The organism is Xenorhabdus sp. SGI 60, from assembly GCF_056632175.1.
In genome coordinates, this window is the sequence record NZ_CP196860.1 from 1080560 (window position 1) to 1093710 (window position 13151).

General features: G+C 45.2%; 4 protein-coding genes and 3 pseudogenes. 3 read left to right on the top strand and 4 right to left on the bottom strand.

The features are described from left to right. Positions 1-367: 367 nt before the first annotated feature. Complete coding sequence (upx, locus tag ACSJJG_RS05015) at positions 368-4186, top strand: anti-phage protein Upx (RefSeq protein ID WP_189760425.1); 3819 nt, start codon at positions 368-370, stop codon at positions 4184-4186. 549 nt (positions 4187-4735) lie between these two features. Here upx and ACSJJG_RS05020 read toward each other — a convergent pair. From ACSJJG_RS05020 to ACSJJG_RS05030, 3 genes and pseudogenes are all read right to left on the bottom strand, one after another. Next, positions 4736-5086 carry a YagK/YfjJ domain-containing protein gene (locus ACSJJG_RS05020; RefSeq protein ID WP_223281772.1) on the bottom strand — a complete coding sequence of 117 codons (351 nt, stop codon included), beginning with the start codon at positions 5084-5086 and terminating at the stop codon, positions 4736-4738. Positions 5087-5273: 187 nt separating this feature from the next. Continuing rightward, positions 5274-5725, bottom strand: a pseudogene (locus ACSJJG_RS05025) (IS630 family transposase); the annotation flags it as partial. Between the two features lie 151 nt (positions 5726-5876). Beyond that, positions 5877-6485 (bottom strand): annotated as a pseudogene (locus tag ACSJJG_RS05030) (winged helix-turn-helix domain-containing protein); the annotation flags it as partial. A 58-nt stretch (positions 6486-6543) separates the two neighbouring features. Between ACSJJG_RS05030 and ACSJJG_RS05035 the strand changes: the two are divergent. After that, positions 6544-7128 carry a hypothetical protein gene (locus ACSJJG_RS05035; RefSeq protein WP_189760421.1) on the top strand — a complete coding sequence of 195 codons (585 nt, stop codon included), beginning with the start codon at positions 6544-6546 and terminating at the stop codon, positions 7126-7128. A gap of 331 nt (positions 7129-7459) precedes the next feature. Here ACSJJG_RS05035 and purL read toward each other — a convergent pair whose 3' ends face one another. Further along, the gene (gene purL, locus ACSJJG_RS05040) at positions 7460-11347 is read right to left on the bottom strand and encodes a phosphoribosylformylglycinamidine synthase (RefSeq protein WP_481090382.1); all 3888 of its coding nucleotides are present in this window, start codon (positions 11345-11347) and stop codon (positions 7460-7462) included. A gap of 265 nt (positions 11348-11612) precedes the next feature. Here purL and mltF point away from each other — a divergent pair. Then, a pseudogene (gene mltF / locus ACSJJG_RS05045) lies at positions 11613-13147 on the top strand (membrane-bound lytic murein transglycosylase MltF). Positions 13148-13151: the final 4 nt, after the last annotated feature.

Genomic DNA, 13151 nt, shown 5'->3' on the forward strand with positions numbered 1-13151 from the left:
TTGGTTCAAACCTGTCCTGGAGGAATCGTAGATAGATCGCAATCGAATCTGACAGTCTGGTTTGTGCCAGGAGCGGACGTTAGTAAATCCGCACTGTATCGACGGTAAGGGAGCAGATCAGCACATTACCCTTGGCATTGTCCTGTACTGCTTTGAAGGGGGCTGTTTGGTTGAATTAAAAATACGAACTAAAACCAACAAGAGTCGGAAAAAATTTCAAAATGCTGCTTATGGATAATAGTCATCTTAAAAAGGTATGGGAAAAGAGACTAAAATCAGAAAAACTTCTGTTTTACATTGACTTAAAGTTATCATCTCCGCTATTAGTCCTCAATCCAAGTTGAAAAACGTTTAGCCAGGAGTTCCCGTGAACGAGCATCTCTCTCATATGGATGTACTTACCTTGTTTGAAGAAATGGACGAGCAGGCTGATGGAATAACGCTTGAATGCTCATTTGATGACATAGCAAAGAGCAACGCATTGGTTGTCACTGAGTTTGTCAATTTTGAGCGTGACAGCACAGTAGCTTTACTCGCCAGCCTTCTTACTCTCCCGGCACACCAATCTCAGTGTTTGCGCTTCGAACTCCTGGCGAGCCTTGCACTAATTCACTGCAAAGGTCAGCAGATAGCAAATATCGATGACGTGAAACGCTGGTATGTAGCTATTGGGGAGTCGAGTAGTATCGTTGGAGAAGATCCTGCTGAGGACGTCTTCGTCGCCCTTGTTGATAATAAAAAAGGTGATTACCGTGTGCTAGAGGGGGTTTGGGAGGCAGCAGGTTTTTATACACAATTAATGGTCGAAATTGTATCCGACATGCCGGATACGCACCGCTATCGCTCGCTGAAACTCGCTATACAGGCAATTCTCCGTCTCTCAGATGCCATTTGTGCTCGCTCTGGCCTTCATCGTTTTCAGGAAGGCGCAGACGAATTCCCTGACTCTCTTGACACCGCTGGTCTTGATGAGAAAACGCTCTGTTCAAGGGTAACGTTGTCCGAGCGTTCTCTTCGAGCTGAGGGGATCAAACTCGCTGACTTAGCACCTTTCATTCTTGAACCCTCTCATATAAGCACGCTTGGAAATCAGGTCCCTGGGGAGGGAATGCTTGAACAACGGCCATTGCTCCGCACACGCGATGGTATTGTGGTTGTACTTCCTACCGCCATGACCATTGCAATTCGCCAGGCAGTGATAACATTTGCAAAGCGCACAGAAGAATTGAGCGAGCTAGACAAAGCGTTAGCTAACGTCTATAGCCGTACCTTCTCCGAGATGCCAGTCTTCGGCAATGGCAGAAGGTTAAGAAGACTGACATGGCAGAAGTACAAAATGAGCCGAACAACGATGGTAACCTCCGTCGTGGATGCTGGTCATTTGATGGTACTTCAGTTCGTCTTGCCTTCCATACAGCAATACGCCGATACCAGTTTCAACAACTTGCTACAGCTTGATGAGGAGACCACGCAATTTCTAGATAACTCTGTTGAACAAATTACAGTTGACCTCGCCAAACAACCCGGCTTTCAGCGTGGCATAGTCGTGCGCGTAGAATGTGGGTGGGGGGCGGGTCTTGTGGGTGTGCCTCCCCAACTGCCAGATGGTTGGCAATTTGAATGGATGTCTGGTGCGGACTTTGTCCGGTTCGGGGCATTACCCGATATGTCACCAATTGCCTTCTGGCGTGTGCAAGACGCAGTCGAAACGATCAGGCAAGCTGGTGTTCGGTTCATCAATATGAGCGGAACTCTCAATCTTCTTGGGTGGATACGCGCCAATGATGGCCATATGGTTCCTCATGGCCAGTTACCAGATGACCGTATCACGCCGGAACACCCGCTAATGTTAATGATTCCCACGAATTTACTCCGTGATATACGAATAGCGGCAGACACAGGATATGACCGGCATCGCATTAGTGACAACAATGGTAAATGGCATCGAGTGATGAGGCCTTCGGCAGAAGATTTCTTTCCCACCGAGCGTGAGAGCAAGTGCTACGCATCAATTGATGATCTTGAAGCGCAACGGCTGACCTGTGTATATGAGGGGCAGGGTAATCTTTGGGTAACGCTCGAAGCCCCAGAAATGGAAGATTGGATGCTCCTCGTTGAGCTTGCCAAAATGGTTCGAACATGGATTGGGCGGATTGGCGAGGCACTGGAGGTCTTGAGTAAACAACCAATAAAAAAATCATTAAAGGTGTATCTGCATTTTGATGGTAACGACAATATCGACCGATTTGATGGTGAGAAATTTCCTGATGATATGAATACATTTTGGCGACTTGAACGAATCCATGAGCATGGGGCGATTCGCGTGGTTCTTCAAGATGGGTATCTTGCAGGTTTTCGTCTACCGGATAACCGTGCAGAACGAGCTCTGGTGCGCGCACTCGGTACGGCGTTTGCCACACTTCTTCGGATGAAAGAGCCAGTGGACAAAGGAGTCGCTGTTGAGCAGATAGCGGTGCCCAATGACAGAGCGCGCAGCTTCCACATAATGCAGGCATATGACTTCAACCAGTATTTAGGCCGTTCACTAACTAAACGCCTTTTAGCTATTGAAGATATCGACTCAGCCGCAGCCCGAATTGAGCTAGCATGGCGTGCTGTTTCGGCAGATGCACCATCACGATATCAGGGTAAAAAGGCAGTTGGAAAGCTCCTTAATGATGTGGTTGATGTGCTGATCCAAGACTTACAAAGCGAACTTTCAAGATTTGACCGTAAACAGACAGTAATGCGATTACTTGAAAACGTTGTAAAGGCACGTTGTGAAGAGGCGTACTGGCGTAGTACTGCAGCAGCGGTCCTTGGCTTGCATGCAGGAGAAGAGGCTGTCGAAGAGATGATAGCTCAAGAAATGAGTCGTTATGCGGGCGCAGCGTTAACTTCCCGGCTAATCATTGAACTGGCCATCTGTGTGTGCCCGACAAGCGGCGGAATTGAACCTTCTGATATGGCACTCAGCAAACTTCTTGCACGGGCATCACTGCTTTTTCGCATAGGTGGTATGTCAGATGCCGTACGTTTCGGTGCTTTGCCTGCTGATATTCGCATCTCCCCCTTAGGTGATCTCCTCTTTCGCGATGAACTCGGCAAAATGGTGCTTGAACCGATGCTTTCAAAAGTTACTAACGAACGGTTTGAGGAACAAGCGGCACAATTCGAGCAACACTATGTGAAAACTGCCGGAGGGGATGATGAGAATAACAAACAAGATAGTGTTGCGGCTGAAACGACCGAGGACGAAACCGATATTTTCCTTGCATTCTGGAAAGCAGAAATGGGCTTTACTCTCGATGATGGAATGCGATTTATCCAGTTCCTTGAGTCCATCGGAATAGAGCAAGAATCAGCGATCTTCGAGATGAGAAGAAGCCAATTAGCGGATGCTGCTAAATCGGCTGGGCTCGCAGATGAAATTATTGATGCGTTCCTCAACCAGTTTATCCTCAGCGCGCGTCCGAAATGGGATGTGGTGCCCGATGGATTTGACCTTTCTGATATATATCCCTGGAGGTTTGGCCGACGCCTTTCAGTTGCTGTACGTCCCTTGTTACAGATTGAAGAGAGTCACGATCCACTAATTGTTATCGCACCAGGACTCTTGAACCTGTCCCTTAAATACGTTTTCGATGGTGCATACACTGGGCAATTTAAGCGTGACTTCTTTCGCACAGAGGGCATGAGAGACACTTGGTTAGGTGGAGCGCGGGAAGGACACACATTCGAAAAAACTTTGGAGAGAGAACTTCGTGAAACAGGCTGGACAGTTCGACGTGGCATAGGCTTCCCTGAAATTCTTCGCAGGAATCTACCCGGTGATCCGGGGGATATTGATCTTCTTGCCTGGCGCTCAGACCGCAATCAAATTCTCGTTATCGAATGTAAGGACCTCTCACTTGCTCGTAATTACTCAGAAGTTGCCTCGCAACTATCTGAATATCAAGGTGATGACATAAAGGGCAAACCAGATAAACTCAAGAAACACCTCAAACGCGTATTACTAGCCAAAGAAAACATCGATAATTTTGCCCAGTTCACTTCGATAGCGAATCCCGAGATTGTATCGTGGCTCGTTTTAAGTGGAGCATCTCCTATTGCCTATGCTCAATCCAAGATTGAGGCTTTAGCAGGAACTAATGTTGGCCGCCCAAGTGATCTTCTGAACTTTTGATACAAATGCTGTGCGATAAGACGCCCTGGCAACTGAGTTAATCGTTCCTACTACTGATAGTTTTAAATCAAGGATGATTTTACATACTCAAAATGATTTTTTTTTGCACTGAGAGGAAAACAGACAAAATTGCTGAATTCACGGCGGTCAGCGCGTTCAAAAAAATAAATCCCGTTTTCGATTTCAAGGGGTATAAAAAATCATGGCACAAATTACTCATTATGGAGGGGGAACTCCGGGAGGTATAGATACTTTCAGAGGCACAGTGTGCCCCCACCTTAAACGGTTGCCAGCAGATGTGGAGCTGCCCGCGTAGCCAGTGGTGATGAATTGCCAGCGCTGGACAGAATAATCTGAACGTCCAGGCGAGCGATTGCATCGACACTGGCATGGCGTCAATGAAAGTTCGCTCTGTGCCAAAAGCCGAAGTTGATGGCCATAATCATTGACTAAAGCATTCCCAGAAGTGAATTCACTGGTATCATCGTCTAACTGGTCAAGACACCAGATACTAAATAACTTTTTGAAATCTGGAAATGCGGGATTGTGCTAACTTAAGCGCTTTTCTATATAGCCGAGTGGTGTAGGCTCACCAGCCCTGCCAGAACGCTTGTGTTCTTCCCGTAACTGGCTTTTAAGGGATTCTATAGCCCGAGTGATGGCTTTCTCATCATCTTTCTGAAAGCATGTCGGCATATCTGGCTCATCTGGCACATGGGACTGAGCAAACCTAAGATCAGTGCGTAGAGCGAATACTCGGTTATAGTTTTCCAGATAATTAGATATCACGGCAAGCGATCGACGAAGCATATAGCGTGATATCCGTGAATCATATTTCTCTTCAGCTTTTTGCTGCAGAGCCCCAAACTCTTTTTCAGTTAAATCATGAGGTAATTTCATAATAATATCTTTAAGTAAATTTTATTAGATAATGGGTAACAAGCAGCTACCCATGCAATCAGGCGTACAGGCTCCCATGCAGGAATCTATTATCCCTGCACATATACAGGTCTGATTATTAAGCTGGCTTATACCAATAATCGGTATATTGGTATAAGGGTATTTACCAGTAATGATATATACGCAATTAACTTGAAGATGCAGGTTTTAGGATTTGGAAATTATCAGTCAACAGGGTAATAAGCTCACTGGCTTTTTTTGGCAACGTGACATGAAAAAAATGATGAAGGGTTTCACGGAAGGTTTTGGCATCCGGGAAATAGACGTTATTTCGCACTTGTTCGTTCACGTATTTCCCATTCGCTCAATAGGATTGAGATTCGGGCTATAAGGCGGTAGATAGTGCAACTCAATATTTAACACTTCGGCAAAAAATTGAACTATTTCAGAACGGTGATAACCCGCACCATCCAGAACAAGGTGGATTTTTTGTGAAAGCGGGTAAGTTTTCCGAATTTCGCCGAAAAACAGGACGACATTTTTCGCATTAATCGTCGGATATTCACGAATAATGGTGTCTTCAATTCGTTGCAAATTGAGTGCCCCCATGATGTTAAGCCGGGTACGACTGCCGGCTGTCTCTTATACACAACTTTGTATCCTGCTGTTTTATATGAATTATTTTAAACTTATAGAGACAGCATTGGAAAATATTTCCTTTAAAATCAGTTGGGTATATTCTACAAATTGCGGTCATTTGCTCGTAATTTGAGATGTGACTAAAAGACAGGGTACGACTGCCGGTGGTTTTGACTATTTTAACCTGCCTCCCTGCCGCGCTTCATCCAGCCGGAACTTAATTTTGTGGACTGGGGTAGGATGCACGGCATCAATAAACAAAATCGGCTCATTTTTTTGGCCACAGGTGTCCTTTCAGCGCGTTGTAGGTCTTAATAAATTGTTGCTGTCTATCTTCATCGAATTTATGAGGCGTCCCCATCGGCTTTTTGTCGCTGAACCCCTGACGGTGAAGCCATTTCGTCATCCCGGCCACCGTAAAAGCAACCTGCCAGCGAGTCCAGACATAAGCCACAATTTGCGCGGTGGTATGCATCAAATTTATCGTCAGATGTTCAACTAACGCTGTTGTTTGTTCGGCAGATAAACGGCTTTCAGAACCGCCGTTTTCAGGAGACAGTTTTTCCTCAGCGAAGTAATCCTTCAGATGGCGGCTGACCGTGCCTTCATGGATACGCAGGGCTTGCGCAATCATCTGGCAGTCCAGCCCTCCGACGCCAACAGGACAGCCTTGATGCGATCACGTACACGCCCATCACGGGTCGTATCATGCATCAATTCGAGGGCTTCTTTTTGAGTATCCTGTCAGCGTAATTTTCATGGTAATATTGATCTGATGAGAATCAAAAATCAAGCATCTTCAATTACGATGGGTATAGATGGTTCCCTCCAAAGCACATTGGATCAATTACCTTTTCTTTATCTACTTAGCCTCCTCCTTTTGGGCAATATTAAATCAAGCTAAAAACATCGGATGCAGTTATGCTATAGGGATAAAACTGTTTTTTTTTGCTTTCACCAACAGAATATTTTTCGAACCTAGTTCAGAGCATCACTCTAGTCAACCGATAAATAAAAAAAGAAAAAAAATCCATATCGAGAAAGACACTAAACTCAGAAAATTAATTATAAAAACATTTACATTTAAAGAACAATTAACTTTAATTAGACATTTCTCATTTGAAAGAGAAAAAACTGATGGGGATTTTCTTGCTTGGATAATGAAAACATCCGATGATTCTTTTTCATCATTAAGAGCAATGTTAATCTGTATGTTTATTGTTTTTATAGCCACCGTAATACAACATCCTGATGCATTATATTATATTGTTATTGTTTTCTTGATATTTATGTTACCTATTAGTATTTTGATTTTTATATTTTCCAACTATTATTTTACAGGTTATAAACTTATTACATGCGTAAAATTATCTTACTTTCAAATTAAGATAAAAACCCTTTGAAACTATAGGCCATTTTTATAGTGGCCTATTTTAAAATTTTCAAATGCTATTCCTTAGGCCATTATTCACGCACTCAACTTGACGCTAATTATCCGACATTCCGCACCGCATTCGTAATTTATTGTTTTAATTAAAAATAAAAATATGCATGAAATTCATGCAATCATTTAAAAATCAGTATATTACAGGCATAGCTGCGGAATGACGAATTATAACTCACATTGAAAGTAAAAAACCGCCTTCATAGAAGGCGGTTTTTTACTTCTTTACGATATCTAAATAGTTTTTCTATATACATAAAGGCCCTGATGCATTTTCAGGGCCTTTGCCATTAACCTAATTGTTTGCGTGCATTACGGAAAATGCGCATCCACGGACTATCTTCTCCCCATTTTTTAGGATGCCAGGAGTTGCTAACAGTGCGGAATACCCTTTCAGGATGAGGCATCATCACGGTGACTCTTCCGTCAAGGCTGGTCACAGAAGTAATGCCGTTCACAGAACCATTCGGGTTTGCCGGATAGTTTTCTGTCACTGAACCGTAGTTATCCACAAAACGCAATGCGACTTGCTGATGCTTTTCAAGCTCCATCAAACTCAGGTCGTTTCTAAACTCCACCTGCCCTTCACCATGAGCCACGGCGATCGGCAAGCGAGAACCTGCCATATCTTTCAGGAACAATGAAGGGCTGTTTGCCACTTCCACTAAGCTAAAGCGGGCTTCATAGCGTTCTGAACGGTTACGGACAAAGCGCGGCCAGTGTTCTGTGCCAGGGATCAACTCATGCAGGTTAGATATCATCTGACATCCGTTACATACGCCAAGAGCTAGGGTATCCGGCCTTGCGAAGAAATTCGCAAAATCATCACGTACCCGTGAATTAAACAGAATGGATTTTGCCCAACCTTCACCCGCACCAAGCACATCTCCATATGAGAAGCCACCACAAGCAACCAATGTTTGGAATTGATCTAATGTGATCCGCCCCTCCAATAAGTCACTCATATGAACATCCACCGCCTCAAAGCCTGCCCGGTGGAATGCCGCCGCCATCTCAACATGGGAGTTAACGCCCTGCTCACGCAATACAGCAACGCGCGGACGCACTTGTTTTGCAATATAACAAGCAGCAATATCTTCCGCAGGATTGAAGGTTAACTCCACATTCAAGCCCGGATCATTCACATCTTGTTTTGCCTGATGTTCTTGATCTGCGCACTCTGGATTATCACGCAGACGCTGCATTTGCCACGTTGTTTCTGCCCACCATAAGCGCAATGTGCTGCGTTTCTGACGATAAACGTCCATATTGCCACTGGAAATCACAAAATCATCGCCTGCCCGGGCCTTACCCAGATAGTGCACACATTCATTTAATCCATAATCTGCCAACAGGTTTTCAATTTGCTCCCTGTCAGTCTCACGAATTTGAATCACCGCTCCCAGTTCTTCATTAAATAATGCGGCCAAGATATCTTCATCAAATGCACTGATATCGACATGCAAGCCGCAATAGCCGGCAAAAGCCATTTCAGCTAATGTCACCAATAACCCACCATCCGAACGGTCATGGTAAGCCAGCAATTTTTGTTCTGAAATCAAGTGCTGGATCGCATTAAAGAAACCGGCTAATTGCTCGACGCTGCGAACATCTGCGGTTTTATCTCCCAGTTGGCGATAAACCTGCGCCAATGCTGTTCCACCCAGCGCATTTTGCCCTTTACCCAGATCGATCAGCAGCAACGCATTGTCATCTTCAGTAGATAACTCCGGCGTCACGGTACAGCGCACATCTTCTACTCGCGCAAACGCACTGATAACCAATGAAAGTGGTGACGTCATTTCACGCACTTCCTCATTTTGACGCCAGCGGGTTTTCATTGACATCGAATCCTTGCCAACCGGAATGGTTAATCCCAAGGCTGGGCACAACTCCTCACCCACTGCCTTGACGGCGGCATACAAACCCGCATCTTCACCTGCATGGCCTGATGCCGACATCCAGTTAGCTGATAACTTCACGCGTTTCAGATCCTGGACATAAGCGGAGGCAATATTGGTCAGTGCTTCACCGACCGCCATACGCGCTGATGCCGCAAAATCCAATAATGCAATCGGCGCTCGCTCGCCCATTGACATGGCTTCGCCATAATAGCTGTCCAAACTGGCGGTAGTCACTGCACAATCTGCGACTGGAATTTGCCAAGGACCAACCATCTGGTCACGGGCAACCATACCGGTTATGGAGCGATCCCCTATCGTAATCAGGAATGTTTTTTCCGCCACAGCGGGCAAATGCAAGACACGTTTAACCGCTTCTGCTAGCTCTATACCCTTGCGCTCCAAACTTTGCCCTTGAGCTTGCAAAACCTGCACATTTTTCAGCATCTTTGGCGTCTTACCGAGCAACACATCCAGCGGCATATCGATTGGCTGATTATCAAAATGGTTGTCATTTAGCAGCAAGTGCTGTTCTTCCGTTGCTTCTCCAACCACCGCATAAGGAGTACGTTCACGACGGCATATTTCTTCAAACAGGGCTAACTGCTCTGGTGCTACCGCCAAAACATAACGTTCCTGGGATTCATTGCACCATAACTGCAATGGACTCATGCCGGGTTCATCATTAAGAATCTTACGTAACTCAAAACGCCCGCCTCGACCGCCATCACTGACTAATTCAGGCATGGCATTTGACAAACCGCCCGCTCCTACATCATGAATAAATAAAATCGGATTTTTATCCCCCAATTGCCAGCAACTGTCGATCACTTCCTGACAACGACGTTCCATTTCCGCATTGTCACGCTGTACAGAGGCAAAATCCAGGTCAGCATCAGACTGACCGGATGTCATTGAAGATGCCGCACCACCCCCTAAACCGATATTCATGCTTGGCCCACCCAGCACAATCAATTTTGCGCCGACCGGAATATCCCCTTTCTGGATATGTTCTTCACGGATATTGCCGATCCCGCCTGCCAACATGATGGGCTTGTGATAACCACGCAATTCTGTACCGTTATGGGAACCAATTTTTTCTTCATAGGTTCTGAAATACCCGAGCAATGCCGGACGCCCAAATTCATTATTAAACGCTGCGCCGCCTAATGGACCCTCCAGCATGATGTCCAATGCACTGACAATGCGATCAGGTTTACCAAAATCCTCTTCCCACGGCTGTTCAAACCCAGGAATTCTCAAGTTTGAAACTGAAAAACCGACCAGCCCGGCTTTCGGTTTGGCGCCTCGTCCGGTTGCACCTTCATCACGAATTTCACCACCGGAACCCGTCGCTGCGCCAGGCCAAGGCGAAATCGCGGTTGGATGGTTATGGGTTTCCACTTTCATCAAGATATGGGCGGGTTCCTGGTGGTAATCATAAATTCCGGTTGCAGAATCAGGGAAAAAACGGCCAACATGAGAACCTTCCATAACCGCCGCGTTATCTTTATAAGCAGAAAATACGTAATCCGGCGTCTGTTCAAAGGTATTTTTAATCATTTTGAACAAAGATTTAGGCTGGGTCTGACCATCAATAACCCAATCTGCATTGAAGATTTTATGGCGACAATGCTCAGAATTTGCCTGAGCAAACATGTACAGCTCAACATCCGTTGGATTACGTCCCAACGCCTGAAAAGCTTTCATCAGGTAATCAATTTCATCGGTAGCCAGAGCCAATCCCAGCTCAATATTTGCTGATTCCAGTGCAGCCCACCCTGATTGCAAAATATCAATCTGTTTCAACGGCGCTGGTTGCTGGTGAGAAAACAGGACTTCGACTTGTTCAAACTGAGTGAACACACGTTCCATCATGCGATCGTGCAGTAATGCCGACAACGTTTGCCATTGCCCGTCATCCATGTCAATACTTTGAATATAATAGGCAATCCCCCGCTCTAAACGGACAATCTGGTTCAGCCCACAATTGTGGGCAATATCTGTCGCTTTCGATGACCAAGGGGATATCGTACCCGGACGAGGTGTGACTAATATGAGTTGTCCTTTAGGCTCAACTTTGGCCAAAGAGGGGCCATATTTTAATAGGTTATTTAATTTCTCTCGCTCATCTTCCGTGATTGGGGCATTAACTTCTGCAAAATGTACATATTCTGCATAAATGTCGGTAACAGGGAGATGTTGATCTTGACACTGGGAAAGGAGCTTAGTGATACGAAATGCCGATAAAGCGGGTGAGCCACGCAGAATTTCCATAATAATAGGTTCTCTCATCTTAGAAGCAAAGCCTGACTAATGCCTCAGGGAAACAGCAAGCATTATAGAGGAATGTTTCCTCTGACGAAACCGTTTGCGTGGTGATTTATCCACCCAATAATAGACTCAATAAAACGCCAAAATGGGTTTAATAGGGTTGCACATCCCCCTTTTGTTGCGCAAAATTCTCGATTACTGGAAATTTAACCATGCTATTATCTTGCACTTCGCACGGTTCTCAATCGTTCTGGAAAGAGATAACTATTTGAATAACATAAAGATAAATTATTTTGTTATCGTAATTATCACGCTCCTCTCCGCTGCCATCATCGGCCTTAATATCAATTGGCCCAATAAACAGCAGGAGCAGATAAACAAAATTCTGGCACGAGGAGAGCTGCGGGTTAGTACCATCAGCTCTCCTCTATCTCTCTTAACAACAAAAATGAACCAATGGGATTCGACTATGAGTTAATCAAGCGGTTTGCCGATTATCTGGGAGTTAAACTTGTGATTAAGTTTCGTCCCAACATTAAGCAACTTTTTGACGACTTGGAAAACGATAAAGCCGATTTCCTGGCTGCCGGGCTTATCTACAATAAAGATAGGCTGGACCAAACACGCACTGGCCCAGCCTATGCTTCAGTCATACAACAACTGGTTTATCGCAAGGGGGCGACACGTCCACATTCGTTTGGCGATTTAAAAGGTAAACTCATCGTCACGGCAGGCTCAACCCATGTAAGCGAACTGAAAAAGTGGAAAGAAAAGTCTTATCCTGAGTTAACTTGGGAAGAAACACCACACGAGAATACACAGAAATTGCTCGAACAACTCTCCGAGGGAAAAATCAACTATACCATCAGTGACTCTCTCAGTTTAGCCTTGCAACAGCGTATTCATCCCAATTTAGCCGTGGCTTTTGATATCAGTGAAGAAAGCCCTTTAACTTGGTATTTAAAACGCAATGGCGATTATAGTCTCTACTCCGCTATGCTCGATTTCTTCAGTATGTTGACTGAAAACAGTATTATATCGCGGCTACAAGAAAAATATTTCAGCCATGTCGGTTCGTTCGATTATTTCGATACCCTTTCATTTATTCGTGCCATCAATACGCTCTTACCAACCTATCAACCCATTTTTCAACAATACGCGGGTTCACTTGATTGGCAATTGGTGGCAGCCATTGCATGGCAAGAGTCACATTGGGACCCACAAGCCACGTCACCCACTGGCGTGCGTGGTTTGATGATGCTCACTCGCCCGACAGCAGAATGGGCTGGAATTCACGATCGGCTGGACCCAGAAGAGAGTGTAAAAGGGGGAATGGCTTATCTGCACTACCTGATGGCGCGTTTGCCAAAAACCATTCCTGAAGATGAGCGCATTTGGTTTGCCCTTGCAGCTTACAACATGGGGTACGGGCACCTTCTTGATGCCTGTAAATTAACTGCTACGCAAAAAGGTAATCCAGACAGTTGGCTAGATGTTAAAACGCGTCTTCCCCTGCTCAGCAAGAAAAAATATTACGCCAATACAACCTATGGTTATGCCCGTGGCTATGAAGCTTATCGCTACGTTGAAAATATTCGGCGTTACTATTTGAGCCTGGAAGGATACCTTAGAGCGAAAGCCAACCGCGAAAAAGCGGAAGAGAGTGAAGTGGCAACGGATACCACCATAATCAGCACTCCCCAAGCTGAAAATGCTAAAATAACAGGCAATAATGTTGAATCTCACGAAAAAGCGTCGGAGAATAAAACACCGACGCAATCTGAAACAACCATTAAGCCCTAACTGA